Annotated in this window: 13 protein-coding genes, 1 tRNA gene and 1 pseudogene; 13 read left to right on the plus strand and 2 right to left on the minus strand. The window is 35.2% G+C overall.

From position 1 onward, the window contains the following. Positions 1 to 177 precede the first annotated feature (177 nt). From RQ907_RS03930 to RQ907_RS03945, 4 genes are all read left to right on the plus strand, one after another. Entirely contained in the window at positions 178 to 297 is a 120-nt protein-coding gene (locus RQ907_RS03930; RefSeq protein WP_311492105.1) for a helix-turn-helix transcriptional regulator, read from the plus strand. An 81-nt stretch (positions 298 to 378) separates the two neighbouring features. Next, positions 379 to 576, plus strand: a complete 198-nt coding sequence (locus tag RQ907_RS03935) for a hypothetical protein (protein WP_311492093.1) — start codon at positions 379 to 381, stop codon at positions 574 to 576. 1,067 nt (positions 577 to 1,643) lie between these two features. Continuing rightward, positions 1,644 to 4,667, plus strand: coding sequence for an immunoglobulin-like domain-containing protein (locus RQ907_RS03940; protein ID WP_311492094.1), 3,024 nt, complete (start codon positions 1,644 to 1,646; stop codon positions 4,665 to 4,667). A gap of 251 nt (positions 4,668 to 4,918) precedes the next feature. Next, positions 4,919 to 5,761, plus strand: a complete 843-nt coding sequence (locus RQ907_RS03945) for a DegV family protein (protein ID WP_311492095.1) — start codon at positions 4,919 to 4,921, stop codon at positions 5,759 to 5,761. A gap of 69 nt (positions 5,762 to 5,830) precedes the next feature. On the opposite strand, the gene RQ907_RS03950 is transcribed toward RQ907_RS03945, so the two are convergent. After that, positions 5,831 to 6,736 (minus strand): YegS/Rv2252/BmrU family lipid kinase, encoded by a 906-nt coding sequence (locus RQ907_RS03950; protein ID WP_311492096.1) that lies wholly within the window; start codon positions 6,734 to 6,736, stop codon positions 5,831 to 5,833. Between the two features lie 147 nt (positions 6,737 to 6,883). Between RQ907_RS03950 and RQ907_RS03955 the strand changes: the two genes are divergently transcribed. From RQ907_RS03955 to RQ907_RS03970, 4 genes are read left to right on the plus strand one after another with little or no spacing between them, the layout of a single operon-like run. Beyond that, positions 6,884 to 7,933: an ABC transporter substrate-binding protein gene (locus RQ907_RS03955; RefSeq protein WP_311492097.1), complete on the plus strand. Its 1,050-nt coding sequence runs from the start codon at positions 6,884 to 6,886 to the stop codon at positions 7,931 to 7,933. Beyond that, positions 7,933 to 8,898 (plus strand): iron chelate uptake ABC transporter family permease subunit, encoded by a 966-nt coding sequence (locus tag RQ907_RS03960; protein ID WP_311492098.1) that lies wholly within the window; start codon positions 7,933 to 7,935, stop codon positions 8,896 to 8,898. The genes RQ907_RS03955 and RQ907_RS03960 overlap by 1 nt, the downstream gene beginning before the upstream one ends. Next, on the plus strand, positions 8,895 to 9,890 hold the full coding sequence (locus RQ907_RS03965; RefSeq protein ID WP_311492099.1) for an iron chelate uptake ABC transporter family permease subunit: 996 nt from the start codon (positions 8,895 to 8,897) through the stop codon (positions 9,888 to 9,890). Before RQ907_RS03960 ends, RQ907_RS03965 begins: the two co-directional genes overlap by 4 nt. Next, positions 9,887 to 10,642 (plus strand): ATP-binding cassette domain-containing protein, encoded by a 756-nt coding sequence (locus RQ907_RS03970; RefSeq protein WP_311492100.1) that lies wholly within the window; start codon positions 9,887 to 9,889, stop codon positions 10,640 to 10,642. Before RQ907_RS03965 ends, RQ907_RS03970 begins: the two co-directional genes overlap by 4 nt. 14 nt (positions 10,643 to 10,656) lie before the next feature. Here RQ907_RS03970 and RQ907_RS03975 read toward each other — a convergent pair whose 3' ends face one another. Beyond that, positions 10,657 to 11,076, minus strand: a complete 420-nt coding sequence (locus RQ907_RS03975) for a PaaI family thioesterase (RefSeq protein WP_311492101.1) — start codon at positions 11,074 to 11,076, stop codon at positions 10,657 to 10,659. 114 nt (positions 11,077 to 11,190) lie between these two features. On the opposite strand from RQ907_RS03975, the gene RQ907_RS03980 reads away from it, so the two are divergent. The 5 genes and pseudogenes from RQ907_RS03980 to RQ907_RS04000 all read left to right on the plus strand — a co-directional run. Continuing rightward, entirely contained in the window at positions 11,191 to 12,507 is a 1,317-nt protein-coding gene (locus RQ907_RS03980) for a CapA family protein (RefSeq protein ID WP_311492102.1), read from the plus strand. Beyond that, positions 12,504 to 13,046 carry a phosphatase PAP2 family protein gene (locus tag RQ907_RS03985; protein WP_311492103.1) on the plus strand — a complete coding sequence of 181 codons (543 nt, stop codon included), beginning with the start codon at positions 12,504 to 12,506 and terminating at the stop codon, positions 13,044 to 13,046. The genes RQ907_RS03980 and RQ907_RS03985 overlap by 4 nt, the downstream gene beginning before the upstream one ends. A 50-nt stretch (positions 13,047 to 13,096) precedes the next feature. Next, a tRNA-Leu gene (locus RQ907_RS03990) sits at positions 13,097 to 13,183 on the plus strand. A 648-nt stretch (positions 13,184 to 13,831) separates the two neighbouring features. Then, the gene (locus RQ907_RS03995) at positions 13,832 to 14,050 is read left to right on the plus strand and encodes a hypothetical protein (RefSeq protein WP_311492104.1); all 219 of its coding nucleotides are present in this window, start codon (positions 13,832 to 13,834) and stop codon (positions 14,048 to 14,050) included. Between the two features lie 121 nt (positions 14,051 to 14,171). Next, positions 14,172 to 14,652, plus strand: a pseudogene (locus tag RQ907_RS04000) (DNA polymerase I); the annotation flags it as partial.

Genomic DNA, 14,652 nt, shown 5'->3' on the forward strand with positions numbered 1-14,652 from the left:
ATATTATATAATGACAAATTAGAAAAAGTAATGAAAAAATATGAAAATTATTGATATTCAAATTAAATTATGTTAAACTTTAGTTAACCAAAGAAAGGTGATATAATGGAAAATAGAATCGATAAATACCGAAAACCTCTAGGTTTATCACAACATAGACTTGGGAAATAAGTAGGTATATCAAGGACAAGTATAAACAAAATAGAAACAGGGAAAACTATTCCGAGCCTTAAAACTGCTAAGGATATAGCAAATGCTTTAAGGGTTTGTATGTATCAGATTTTTGATTTGGACTGATAAGGAACATATAAATGTCATAGTCGTAATTGTTGTTAGGGATTATATGACTATATTTAGTAAAATGGAGGAGGATCCTATATGAACTTAAAAGTTGTAGCAAAAGTTTTCGGTTCTTTAATTCCTGCTATTATCGGGACATATTTGTTAGTTAAAGATTATATAGCAGCGGCAAATCATCCTGAATGGAGTGTTTCGCCAATGGTAATGTGGATGAAATTTGGCGTATGTTTGATTGTTAGTATCATCCTGCTACTTGTTGTTTTTAGACAAAATTAGCGGTTTTAGCCGCAGGTAGTGCAATAGTTTTATAGGCGGTTTTGACATATTTATATGCTGGTTTGACAGCGGGTGAAGCTGCTACCGCGGCAGGTGTAGCCATTGTTGAAGTTACTGCATTAAACCTTGCAATAGATAATTGTCAGAGAGTTTGGAGGCTTTATGATGCGTAAAAGTAGATTAGAAAAGTTCAGAAATATACTATTGATAATAGCTAGATTATCGGCGTTTTTGTCCTCAATGTACTTCTTTTTTAGAGTAAGAGATTATACAATAGCACTTATTTTTTTTATTTCGTTTCTTCAATTGATGATGTTAAGGCAGTCTAATGGGTAAAATAGTGTCTCTAATAATTCAAATTATAGTCATTACGTGTATTTTTGCGATTGCTATAACTGCCAGTTATTTTGGACTTCCAAAGCCAATTGGAGAAATAATAGGATTTATACTATATATAGTTTATGATTTTTTATTTATGACTTTAATAGATAAATTCAAAAAAAGAAGACGCAAATAAGGCGAATTATTTGTATAAAAGTGCTTGAATTATTTACCTTTTATATGGCATTGTACAAGAAGACTGGAAAATAAATTATCAGCATATAAAAAACAGTAAATCAAATCGGTTTAATGTTTTTTTATTTGATATAAAATGAAAGGAAATAAGAAAATGAAAAACATAGAAGGAAAACCAAATCTAGTTATCCTATCAAACGGGATTCCTGCTGGGGCAAAAATGTATTAAATTTATAAGGGGCTGTTGCACAATGAATAAATCGTTCCAATATCATCATGAGGTCTCAACGAGCCGACGGGCTTTTTTTCGTGAAGTTTCACCTCCTTGAGCCGGTGAGCTAAAAGTGGCTCGCTGGCCGAAAGAGGCAAACTTTGAGAGAGAACCTGATGGTGATGGGACGATAATTATTCACAATTTGCAACAGCCCCTTTTTTATGCAATAATATTTTTTGTATAATAACAAAATATTAATAATATATAAAAAATAAATGGAAAATATTTTTAAAAACCATATAATGATTGAAAATACAAAGAAAGGAGAAAGGAAAATGTGAAGTATTTAAGAAAAACTAGGACGAACCTAGTTGGTATTTTGATTTTTACGCTTATTATGGCCTTTGGATCGCCCAAGATTTATGCTGATGGACCAGTCCAAGATTCGGTAGATACTAGGGTTGAAAGTGCCGAACCAATTAAAAATTCAAGCGAATTAAAAAACGAAGACCCATCGGCCGATAGGAAGGCAGATAAAAACCAAGATGCTGTCCAAAAATCTGACCCAAAAGAAGTTTCAGAGAAAAAAACTGAACCTGAAAAAGTCGGGGATGAAAATTCTCAGAATAAGCAAGAAAATCCTCCTGCAAGCCAGGATAAAGTTGAAAACCAAGAAGAAAATCCTCTTGCAAACCAGGAAAATGGTGAAAACCAAGGTGAAAATCCTCTTGCTAACCAGGAAAATGCTGAAAATCAAGCAGAAAATCCTTCAGCTAATTTAGAAAATAATGAAAATGAAGGTGATAATGAGGAGGCCTTAGACCTTGGTAAGGAAATGACTCCTCAACTAGTATCTGATCCATCTCAACCATCTAAAACCTTTACTGTAAAAAAGAAAGGGGCAGGAGAAACTGAAGAAACCCTTGTCGGTGAATTTGATAAATTCTATGAAGCTGTCAAAGCAATGGGTGTAAGTGACGATGGAAATAGGTACACAATATATGTAAATAAGGATGTAACTGTAGGTGCTGATGAAATGGGAGACTACTATAGGTCTAACAATAAGTTTAGACTAACATCTGCACCAGGAGGTCACTATAAATTAACAAGAGACCATGACTGGGGGCTTCTTGGCATACAAAATAATTCTGAGCTTACAATTGATAATATCACCTTAGATGGCAATAATAAAAGTCAGTGTCTATTTATATCTAATAATGGCATTGTAACTATTGGAAATGGTGCGACTATACAAAATTTCGTTGATACAGATAAGGAGGACGGCCCTGCTATATATATGACAGGTGGAACTCTTAATATCTTAGAGGGAGCAACTATCAAGGATAATAGTTCTAATACGAAAGGTGGAGTAATCCAAGCCTATAATGGTACAACTGTCAATATTAGTGGGGGTACTTTTTCAAATAATGAATCAAAGACAAGCGATGGCGGTTTCTTAGCAGCCTACGGTGAGTTAAATATTACCGGAGGTAAATTTGTAAACAACAAGGCTAAGAAGACTGGTGGTGCTATTATAATTGGTGCAGATGCAAAAGCAAGTATAGAAAATGCGACTTTTGAGAAAAACCAAGCCAGTACAGGTGGAGCCATTTATTCTTTAAATGGCCTAAATATAGCAAAGACTTCCTTTTCTGGAAATCAAGCAAATTATGGAGGGGCAGTTTTTGTATCTCAGAAGTTAAGCTTAGATGAGGTCACATTTAAAGAGAATAAGGCACAAAAAGACGGGGGTGCCCTTTACCTACAAGGTGGGGCCGAAATCAATGCTAGTGATTTTGAGGATAATTTAGCTAGTCGTTATGGAGGAGCTTTATTATTTGCTAAAGATAAGACTTACACTGTGACTAAGAGTAACATTAGTAGAAACAAATCTAACCGAGGTGGTGGTATCTTTGCTATGGGTGGAAACTTAAGCATTGGTGAAACCACAATAGAAGCTAACCAGGCTGCAGAAGTTGGTGGAGGTATTTTATTTTTAAATGGTACAAGCCTTAGCCTAAACAAAACAACTATTAAAGTTAATTCAAGCCCTAGTGGGGCTGGTTTAGTAGTTGGAGCTGGTACCGCTGATATTAAGGAAAGTGAATTTAATGGCAACGATACTGGCGAAGGTGATCATCAAGAAAAGCATCTAGGTGGCGGACTTTATGTTTTTGAAGGTGCAAAAGTAAATATTAGTCAAAATACAAAATTCATCAACAACAAGGCTGGTATGGGTGGAGCAATTTTCACTGCAAACCTTTACTATAAGGATCCAGCAAAGGCCGAAAGTTACAAAAACCTTAGTCTAGATAACACAAGTTTCTTTAAGGGAAATTTAGCGAGAGCTGGTTTGTATTTAGCTCCTGAAAATTATAAAGATTTTAAAAATCTAAACTTTGACCCAAAATCAGATACAGATCATGATAAAAAACTACCTTCCAGTCTTTTGAATAATTACGATATAAATTATCAAAATTCTAATGTCTTGGTATCTTATGATGCAAATGGTGGAAAATTTGCCGATGGTACAGAGCTTAAGCAAGAGAGGAAGGAAAAAGATAAGGAAATCACTATTATAGCAGGGCGAAACAGGCAAGATTATGATTTCTTACACTGGGAAGAACCAGCTGTAAAACCTTCTGAAAAGTATAAACTTACTGACAACCACCTTTTCAAAGCAAAATGGAATAAAATTCCAGAGCTTGAAGTGAAGGATGCTGAGATTGAGGAAGGCCAAAACCTAGATCCGAAGGATTTGATAACTAAGGCTTATGATTTGGAAGATGGTGACAAGCTTGCTGACAAGGTTGAGATTGATAAAGGTAGTTTTGACTTTAATAAGCCTGGAATTTACCATGTTAAATATACTTTAACTGATAAAAATGGTTCTAAGGTTACAAAAAATGCTAAAATAACAGTTAAGAAAAAATCTAAACCAGAAAAACCAGAAGAACCTGGATGTCAACCGGATGAACCAGAAGAACCTGAAAAGCAAGAAGAACCTGGATGTCACCCTGACGAACCAGAGGAACCTGAAAAGCCAGAAGAACCTGGATGTCAACCGGACGAACCAGAGGAAAAACCAGAGTTTCCTGAAGTTAAACCAGAAATTCCTGAAGAAAAACCAGAGATTCCTGAAGTAAAACCAGAAATTCCTGAAGTAAAAGCAGAAGTTTCTGAAGGAAAAACTGACTATAAAGTTTTAGAAAACCAGGTAGAGGATTCTACTATCAAAGAAAATCTTCTAGTAAATCCTACAAAAAACCCAAAAACAGGCGTAGATCCTAGTTTAGGCTTATATTCAGCCTTAACCCTAGTTTCATCTACATTGTATATGGCTATAAGGAAAAAATATTAACCTAAAATACCAACTAAGTCAAAAATGACCAGGTTGGTATTTTTTTATAAAAAAATCATAAATAAAAGCACTTGATTTAGAGGATAAGTTTGAAATATAACAAATACCCGATAATGGAAGATTTATATTTCTTGACAATACTTTTAATGGAGATAGAATAATAACATCTAGTTATGAAAACTAGATGAATAAATTTAATATATCCATTGCATGTTATAAACGTGCAAATATAAAAAAGTAAAGGAATAAATATGGAAAAGATTGCAATATTAACAGATTCTGCAAGTAATATAGGAGAAAACATAAGTGAGGGGATTTTTGTAGTACCCTTGTATGTGAATTTTGAAAATGAATCGAAAAAAGATTTGGTTGAAATAAGCCCAAGTGAACTTTTTGAAAGGATTGAAGATGAAAAACCCTATACTTCAGCCCCATCTATAGAAGATTTTAGGGAAAAAATGAAAATGATATGGGAGGCTGGTTATACAAAAATCCTTGCTCTTGCAGTATCTCACACCCTATCAGGTTCTTATAATGCGATGAGACTTGCCTTAGAGAGCCAGGATATGGAATATATCCTCATTGATACTTTAAATATTACAATTTCCGAGGGTCTTTTGGTTAAATATGCAAAGAGTCTTGTGGACTTGGGTCTTGATCTTGATGAATTAGAGCAAAAAATAAGGGAAAAAATCAAGGACACAAGGTTAATTGCAAGTGTTAGTGACCTAAAATACCTAATAAGGGGTGGTAGGTTGAGTAGTATTGAAGGACTAATCGGTGGGACTTTGAGGATTAACCCTATCTTGACTATTGATGATATGGGGAAAATTGCAAATTACAAGTCCCTTATGGGTAAGAAGAGAGCCCTAAATTTTATAGTAGAGGAGACAAAAAAAGCCTTGGCAAAGGCAGAAAAATATTATTTAGCCTTGGTCTATGGAAATGATAAGGAAGATATAATAGACCTTAAGGAAAAACTAGCTGATCTTATAGAAGGAGCCGAGCTTTATTTTGAAGGCCCGGTTACAGCGGTTTTGGGAACTCATTCAGGGCCTTGTGTTTATGGTGTAAGTTTTTTGAAAATTGAATAAAAAGAAAAACTGGCTCTATTTCCTCATGGGAAAAGGGTCAGTTTTTTTGTTTGCAATCTAATATAAAAATTATTCGTCAAAGACAATCCAATTTAGGGCTTTAGGCAAGACTTGGAATTTGATTTCCTTTGTTTCAAAGATTTCCCCATCGGCATTGCCAATAAAGGTCTTGTTAGACCTGATTGTACCAGATTTCACCTTGATTTCCCTTAAGTATTTGCTGGTTTGGTGGAGACCTTTTTTGTATTTTAGGATCATAGATGGGAGCTTGATTAGGGGGATTTTGTAGGCTAGGATTAGGTTTAGGATTCCATCGTCAATCCTTGCCTCTGGGGCAGGGTTAAAACCAGATCCATAAAAGGCGCCGTTGCAAAGGGCGGAGATTAGAAATTCTCCCTTGATTTGAAAATTTGACCCATCAGCTAATTTAAGGTCGAAAGTTAGGTTTTCATAGGATAAATTTGTTAGGCTCCTAATTGTGGCCTTGGTATAGGCAGCTTTGCCGAGTTTAGGATTTTTGTCTAAATAGTCGTAGGCTCTTTTTAAAACCTGGGTATCAAAGCCAAGACTTGTCACATTTATAGAATAAAAATCATTGACCTTGATTAGGTCAATTTTTTTTGTTTTAAAATCCAATAGTGAATCCAAGCTAAAAGTTTCGTAGGAAAAGTTTTTGGCAAAGTCATTGCCTGTGCCAGTTGGGATGAGACCTAGGGTCATGTTTTTGCCGTAGGCGACATTGACAAGTTCGTTTAAAGACCCATCTCCACCACAGATTATAACAATTTTTTCGTCATAAGCTAGGGAATCAAAGGCATCTATCAAAAACTTGGTGTGGTTTTTATACCTGGTATTTACGACTTCTATCTCATCGAGCCTTCCTGCTTTCATAAAAGTTTTTTCTATATCTTCTTTTTTTATGTCAAATTCTGTCTTACCAGCCTTTGAGTTAATAATAAATAAAATTTTTCTCATAGTAATTCCTATTAGGACTATACTAATTTATGGAGGTAAAACAATTTTTGTTTATTAGATAATAATTATTATTATCAAAAATTTGACTTTAAATTTTTTATATGATAGGATATATGATAACGATAATTATTATTAAAGGAGTTATTTATGAAAAATAAATTAATTATAGCTATGCTTTTAGCATCACTTACTCTTACTGCTTGCAATAAAGAAGCGGCAAAGGACATAGAAGATAAGGCTGAAAGTCAGGTTGAACAAGCTGCTGAAACTAAGGCAGATGAGAAGGATAAGGGCGAAGAGGTTTCTGATGAAAAAGTAACTATCAAGGATTTAACAGGTGAAGTCGAAGTTAAGAAAAATCCTAAGAAGGTTGTAGCCCTTGACAATAGGACTTTTGAAACCCTCCAAGACTGGGGAATTAAATTGGTAGCTGCTCCAAAACCAATAATGCCTGCTACAAGTGAATATAAAAAAGATGATTCTATTGCAGATATTGGCAACCACAAGGAACCAAATCTAGAAGCTCTTGCAGCAGCTGATCCAGACCTTATTATAGTTGGTCAAAGATTTGGTAAATACACAGATGAGCTTAAAAAACTTTGTCCAAACGCTGATGTTATAGATCTTAACTGGGATGTAAGCGAAGAAGCAGAAAATCCTGGAGAAAATTTAATAAATGGTTTGAAGGACTCTGTTGACAGTCTAGGAAAGATTTTCGACAAGGAAGACGAGGCCGAAGAATTAAAGATAAAACTTGATGATTCTATAGCCAAGGCAAAAGAAGCCTACAAGGGTGGATCAGTTGTATCTGTAGTAGTTTCAGGTGGAGAAATTGGTTATTCTGCCCCTAAATATGGCAGAGTTTGGGGACCACTTTATGACGTACTTGGCCTAAAACCAGCAATCGAAGTTACAAATACATCAAGCGACCATAAGGGAGATGATATTTCTGTAGAATCAATTGCCCAAGCAAATCCAGCTTACCTTCTTGTCTTAGATAGGGATGCAGCTGTGACAAAAGATGGGGAAGAATCAACACCAGCATCTGACGTAATAGAAGGTTCCGAAGCTCTAAAGGCAACAGAAGCTATTAAAAAATCAGCAATCTACTATGCACCAGCAGACACCTACACAAACGAATCACCACAAACCTTCATCAAGATTTTTGAAGGCCTAGCAGACTTATTTGTTAAATAATGAAGGCAGGACAAAGCTCTAGGAAAATAAATATATCCCTAATACTTCTTATAATCCTAGTTTTAATTTTAGCAACAATATCCATCCTAACTGGAGCCTATTCATTAAGGGATAACCACGAGGGGTGGAAGATGATATTTATTACTAGGATACCAAGAACCCTAAGCCTGATGCTAACAGGGGCTGCCATGTCTATGTCGGGCATAGTAATGCAGCTTATAACACAAAACAAGTTGGTAGAGCCAACAACAACTGGCACAATCGAATGGGCAGGTCTGGGCTTGATATTTGCCTACATCCTCGTCCCTTCAGCCAGTTTGCTCTTAAGAACAAGTGCCGCCATCGTATTCTCTTTTATTGGTTCGATGATCTTTTTCCTTCTTTTAAGAAATATAAAGCTTAAATCATCACTCTTCGTACCAGTTTTAGGAATTATGATGGGGGCAGTTGTTTCTGCTTTATCGACATTTGTTGCTTTGGAATTTAACATGACCCAGTCTTTAGAAGTGTGGTTTGCTGGTTCTTTTGCGCCTATGCAAAAAGGTAGGTATGAGTATCTTTACTTTATAATTTTAATCACCATTGCCATCTACATCTACGCCGACCAACTTACCCTCGCTGGTCTTGGTGAAGATGTGGCTACAAATTTGGGTTTAAATTATAAAAGAATCATACTTTACTCTAATGTTTTGATTTCTATAGCAACGGGTTTGGTAGGTTCAGTTGTTGGAAATGTGCCTTTTCTTGGTATCTTAGTTCCAAATTTAGTATCCATGTATAGGGGAGACCATCTTAGGGAAAATCTCCCTTATACCTGTCTTTTAGCCATGGCTATCATTATGGTTGCAGACATTATAGGCAGGACTATTATCGCGCCCTTTGAAGTGCCGGTTTCACTAATTCTAGGCTCTATTGGTGCTATTGGATTTTTGATAATTTTATTTTCTAAAGGAGGGAAGAGATGAAAGAAATTTCCTTCAGATCAAAAAAAGAAAAGAAAAAATATTTTATAATTTTGTCAATCCTTATTGGTTTGACTTTGTTAAATATTTTTGGCCTCCTTGTGTATAACAATCCTGTACCGATTGATTCTCCATCCTTTTTGCCAGTTGTAAGGAGAAGGGAAAATGCCATTATAGCCATGCTTATAGCAGCTACCTGCCAGGCTCTTGCGACTTTGGTTTTTCAGACTGTAACAAATAATAAGGTAATAACACCATCTCTTTTGGGTTTTGAGGCGATTTACTCAACTATAAATACATCAACCATGTATTTTCTAGGAGTCAATGCCTTTATGGCTCTTTCTGGTATGACTTATTACCTTAGCCAAATAGGAATCATGGTTGTGGTGACCTTAATCTTGTTTTCAACTCTCCTAAAAAAAGACAGGAACATAGACTTCCTGCTTTTGGTTGGAATTATTATGGGCCAGGGCCTTAGGTCCATATCTGCCTTTATGAGAAGGTTGTTATCACCATCAGAATTTGATGTTTTGCAGGCAAAGCTATTTGCATCTGTAAATAATTCTAATTCCTCATATTTTTTGATATCTATAATTTTGGTGGGACTTGTTGGTGGGATAATTTTCCTAGAATCAAGCAAACTTAATGTTTTGGCCTTGGGCGGAGGAGTTAGCCGTAATTTAGGATTAAACCACAAGAAATCTATAATTTATGCCTTAATCGGGGTAAGTATTTTGATGAGTGTCTCAACAGCCCTCATAGGTCCGATGAATTTTTTTGGATTTTTAACAGTCACTCTTTGTTATGAATTTGCCAATACCTATGACCACAAATATTTATTTTTGATGGCACTTTTTTTGGCATATTTCATAATGACTTTGGCTTACTTTGTGATGAATCATGTTTTCAACGCCAACGGAGTTGTATCAATTTTGATCGAATTGCTAGGAGGTTTGTACTTCCTTTATATGATTTTTAGGAGGAGAAAAGAATGATAAAATTAGAAAATGTTGTAAAAAAATATAGCTCAGAGTCACAAATCGGGCCAATAAACCTAGAAATCGAGGATGGTGGCTTAAATTCCATTATAGGACCAAATGGGGCAGGCAAGTCAACAACTCTCCTAATGATAGGTAGGCTACTGGAAATGGATGCTGGTAGGATAAGTGTTGGGGATATGGATGTTTGCTCTTGTTCGAGCGAAGTCTTGGCAAAAAATCTTTCGATTTTAAGGCAAGAAAATAATTTTACCTCAAAACTTACAGTCAAACAGCTAGTTTCCTTTGGAAGGTATCCTTATTCAAAAGGTAGACTTACCAAAGAAGATATGGAAATAATTGAAAAATATATAGGATTTTTAGAACTAAGGGGACTTGAAAATAGGTATTTGGACGAATTATCAGGTGGGCAGAGGCAAAGAGCCTATGTAGCCATGGTTTTGGCCCAAGATACCAAATACGTTCTCTTAGACGAACCCCTAAATAATTTAGACGTAGCAAGGTCAGTTTCTATGATGAAATACCTAAGAAAGGCCTGTGATGAGCTTGGCAGGACAATTCTTTTGGTTATCCATGATATAAACTTTGCTGCTGGATTTTCTGATAGGATTTTAGCTATGAAAAATGGCCAAGTCATCCTCCAAGGTAGGGTGGATGAAGTTATGGACTCCAAAACCCTATCAGAAATTTTTGAAACAGATATAAAGGTATTTGATAGTCCTTTTGGCAAGGTTGCTATCTATACTTAAAAAATTCCTTCTAATTAAAAAGTCTTGTACTTTCCCTTTGTATAGGCTAATTCAGCCGATGCAGAGGGTTTTATTTTTTTACCTAAAATAGCAAACTCAGCCCTAGTTACAGCGCAAATTTTTTCGTCATCTCCATAAACTTCGCAGTCTACAGTTATTATCCTCGACCCTCTTTTGATTACTTTAGCCTTGGCATAGATATATTCTGTATCCATAAGGGGTCTTAAAAAGTTGGTGGTCATAGAAAGGGTAGGGGCAGTATATTTTTTGGCAGAGGCTATAAAGCCAGAAGCATCATCAGCCAGGGTCATCAAAACCCCACCGTGGATTGCGTTTATTTCATTAAGAAAATCCTCCTTCATCTTGCACCTTAAAATCAAATTATTTTCGTCAATTTCTCTTATTTCTAAATCAAATTGGTCATTAAAACTCATATACACTCCTTTTATCCTATTAATTATATGATTTTTAGAGAATCTTTCATTCTTTTACAAGAAAAGATGAATAATTTTCTGAAATAGTATAAAATATATTAGTAAGGAGCGTTTATGAAGAAAAAATACATATTAATATTTTTAAGCCTTGTCATGGCCATGGGTCTACAGGCTTGTTCAAATAATAAAGACAATCAAGATAGTAAAATCAACAGTGTAACAGATTTAATAACAAGATTAGACAATTACAACCAGACCAAGGAAGAAGAAAAACGTCTGGCAGAAGAAAAGAAAAACCAAAAAAATAAAAAAGTAGCCAAGAAAGAAGAAATAGAAGAAAAAGCCAGGAAAGAAGTTGCTAAGGAAGTAAAGAAGAAACCAGTTATTAAAAAAGTAAAATTAAAGGCATTTGGTGATATAATGGCACACATGGGTCAAATTGAATATGCCTACAACAAGGGTGGCGGAAAATATGATTTTTCTGAACAATTTACCTATATAAAAGATTTTGTAAAAGATTCTGATATAGCCATTGGAAATTTTGAGACAACATCAAATCCCAACCAACCCTACGCTGGATTTCCAAGATTTAACGTGCCAGCAGCCTACCTCAAAGACATAAAAGACTGTGGTTTTGACATATTATCCACCGCCAACAACCACTCCATGGATACAGAATTAGAAGGGGTCCTAACAACCATAGATGCAGTAAAAGCAGCAGGTTTAGATAATGTAGGCACCTTCAAAGATAAGTCAGATAGGATTTTGCAAAAGGAAGTAAATGGCATAAAATTTGCCTTCCTAGCCTATACCTATGGGTGCAATGGCAAGGAAAATCTAGTAGCTCCACGAGAAGAAGTTGACAATATAGCCTATCTAACAGATGAAGAACAAATAAAAAAAGATATAGGAATCGCCAAGGCCCAGGGCGCAGACTTTATAGTAGTCTATCCACATTGGGGCATAGAATATCAATCCATGCCAAGCAAGGCCCAGGTAGAACTCGGCAGGAAAATGGTAGAATGGGGAGCAGACCTAGTAATAGGTAACCATCCACACGTAGTAGAACCAGTTGAAATATACAAGACAAGCGACGGTAGAAAGGGCCTTATAGCTTACGCCTTAGGCAACTTTATCTCCTACCAAAACTTAGAATACAACAAGGACATCAGAGTTGAACAATCCCTAGGCCTAGAAATAGACTTAGAAAAAGATTTAACAAGTGGCAATAAAAAAATTGCAGATGTAACCTTCCACCCAATATGGGTAGGAACAGTCTACAACGAATACGGAGCCAACATCAGAAATTATTTAACAGAAGACTTCCTTGAAGGAGGCAAATACTACAATCAGGTAAATGAAAACCAAAGAGCAAGAATAAAAAAAGCTCACGACATGACCCTAGATATAGCAAACACAGGAGTAGAATGATGGTCAATTTTGAATTAAGAATTCTAAATGCTATACAAACTATGAGAACAACACCCATGGACAAATTCATGGTCACAATATCATCAGTCGGCAATCTTTCTATAATTTGGATAGCCTTTATCTTTATATTTCTAGCAGCCAAAGAGTTAAAAGACCAAGGAAAGATAATGATAATAGCCTTTGCCCTAAATATTTTACTAGTAAACATCTTAGTAAAAAATTTAGTAGCAAGGCCAAGACCCTATGAAGTGGCAAATTTCACAAATCTCTTAGTCCACAAACTATCAGACAACTCCTTCCCATCAGGCCACACATCCTACGCCTTCACCTTTGCAACCATAATCACAAGGCTAAATAAAAACAAAGCTTTAGTTGTATTTACGGATATTTTGGCAATCTTAATAGCCTTCTCAAGGCTATACCTCTACGTCCACTTCCCAACAGACGTCCTAGCAGGGGTTGTATTTGGGATTTTAATAGGGATTTTATCAATAAAAATATACAATTCATATCAAAATAGAAAAATAAAAGCAAAATAAATTTACATTCGGTATAAAATGTGATATAATAACTTGGTAAGCAATTTTATGCCGGTGTGTCGGAACTGGCAGACGAGATAGACTCAAAATCTGTTGTCCTCCGGGGCGTGTGGGTTCGAGTCCCACCACCGGCACCAAACAGAAAAAGCGTTGGTATAGCCAGCGCTTTTTTTATAGGAAAATTAAGGTTTTGTTAAAAATTGGTGGAAAAAAATTATATTTAATGTTACCAGCAAGTTACCAACGGAGAATTTACTGATTGTTAAAATAATTATAAGTAATTTTGTGTGGAATCCTTATTAACTTTATATTATTAATATTTATATTATTATCTTTAAAGCCTGCTTTGGTACCCCTCACAAAGCCTGCTTTATGACCTCTTCAAAGTCTGCTTTAATATGTATAAAAGTCTGATTTTATGTTTGTGAATTTAATTTTTATAAGGATTTTTAATATGTTATAATAAACTTGTTATCACACCTATACTGATAGCAGTTAGGAGGTGAACTTAATGGATAAAGTGTATACCTTTCTATTATCTATCGTGGTTAACGTAACTACTCACTACGTTATCAAGTGGTTAGATAGATATTTAAACAGTGATAACTAACCCAAAGAAAAAAGCAAGGCTCTTTCCCTTGCTTTTTTTGTGAACCTCATGGATTCTGTATACCTTTTACTCAAGTTTATTATACTACTAGTGTTATATATTTCCAATATTTCTCACTTTTTATAATAATTTGAAAGAAAAATTCTTTCTAGTATCATTTACTCAGGAGGATTTTATGAAAAATTCTAATAAATGTCCAAAGTGTGGGTCAAGTGATATTATCAAAATACCTGGTCATGCTGGAGCCTATGGTTCTGGTAATAATATTATGGTTGGTATGACTATAAAGTCCGCAGTTCCTGTTGATAGGTATCTTTGTGCGGATTGCGGATATTCTGAAGAATGGGTAGATACTGATTATATTGATAAGATAGAGAAAAAGTTTAAAGATTAATAATTATTTTTATGGAAACATTCGTAGATGTTTCCTTTTTTTCTTTAAAAATTTTCCAATATAAGTTATACTATAAGGTAGGATAGTGTTTTAAAACTATTTTAATAGTTAAGGAGATATAATGAAGAAAACTGTTATGTTAATTGATGGGTCGAGTTTGATCTTTAGGGCTTTTTTTGCCCTGCCAAACCTTTCCAACAATGACGGAGTTATGACTAATGGCGTTTATGGTTTTTTGACCATGTATAGGAACGCTTTTGATAAATATAAACCAGATTATGTCCTTGTGGCTTTTGACAGGTCATCTAAGACTTTTAGAAATGAGGAGTATAAGGACTATAAGGCTAATAGAGATAAGACTCCAAACGAGCTTTCCTACCAGTTTGGGATTTTAAAGGACGTCCTTGATTCTATGGGGGTTAAGTACACTGACCTTGATGGTTTTGAGGCTGATGATATAGTTGGCACTTATGCTAGGATGGCAAAGGAAGCTGGCGATGAGGCTGTCCTTATCACTGGAGATAGGGATTATCTCCAGCTTGTCGATGATAATGTCATTGTATATTTGACTAAAAAAGGCGTTTCGGATACTGTAGAATACA

The sequence above is a fragment of the uncultured Anaerococcus sp. genome, assembly GCF_963510575.1.
Classification (GTDB): domain Bacteria; phylum Bacillota; class Clostridia; order Tissierellales; family Peptoniphilaceae; genus Anaerococcus.

Coding starts and splice junctions, on each gene's coding strand:
- RQ907_RS03935 (WP_311492093.1), top strand. CDS start 379: ATGAACTTAAAAGTTGTAGCAAAAGTTTTCGGTTCTTTAATTCCTGCT.
- RQ907_RS03945 (WP_311492095.1), top strand. CDS start 4,919: ATGGAAAAGATTGCAATATTAACAGATTCTGCAAGTAATATAGGAGAA.
- RQ907_RS03950 (WP_311492096.1), bottom strand. CDS start 6,736: ATGAGAAAAATTTTATTTATTATTAACTCAAAGGCTGGTAAGACAGAA.
- RQ907_RS03955 (WP_311492097.1), top strand. CDS start 6,884: ATGAAAAATAAATTAATTATAGCTATGCTTTTAGCATCACTTACTCTT.
- RQ907_RS03960 (WP_311492098.1), top strand. CDS start 7,933: ATGAAGGCAGGACAAAGCTCTAGGAAAATAAATATATCCCTAATACTT.
- RQ907_RS03965 (WP_311492099.1), top strand. CDS start 8,895: ATGAAAGAAATTTCCTTCAGATCAAAAAAAGAAAAGAAAAAATATTTT.
- RQ907_RS03970 (WP_311492100.1), top strand. CDS start 9,887: ATGATAAAATTAGAAAATGTTGTAAAAAAATATAGCTCAGAGTCACAA.
- RQ907_RS03975 (WP_311492101.1), bottom strand. CDS start 11,076: ATGAGTTTTAATGACCAATTTGATTTAGAAATAAGAGAAATTGACGAA.
- RQ907_RS03980 (WP_311492102.1), top strand. CDS start 11,191: ATGAAGAAAAAATACATATTAATATTTTTAAGCCTTGTCATGGCCATG.
- RQ907_RS03985 (WP_311492103.1), top strand. CDS start 12,504: ATGATGGTCAATTTTGAATTAAGAATTCTAAATGCTATACAAACTATG.
- RQ907_RS03995 (WP_311492104.1), top strand. CDS start 13,832: ATGAAAAATTCTAATAAATGTCCAAAGTGTGGGTCAAGTGATATTATC.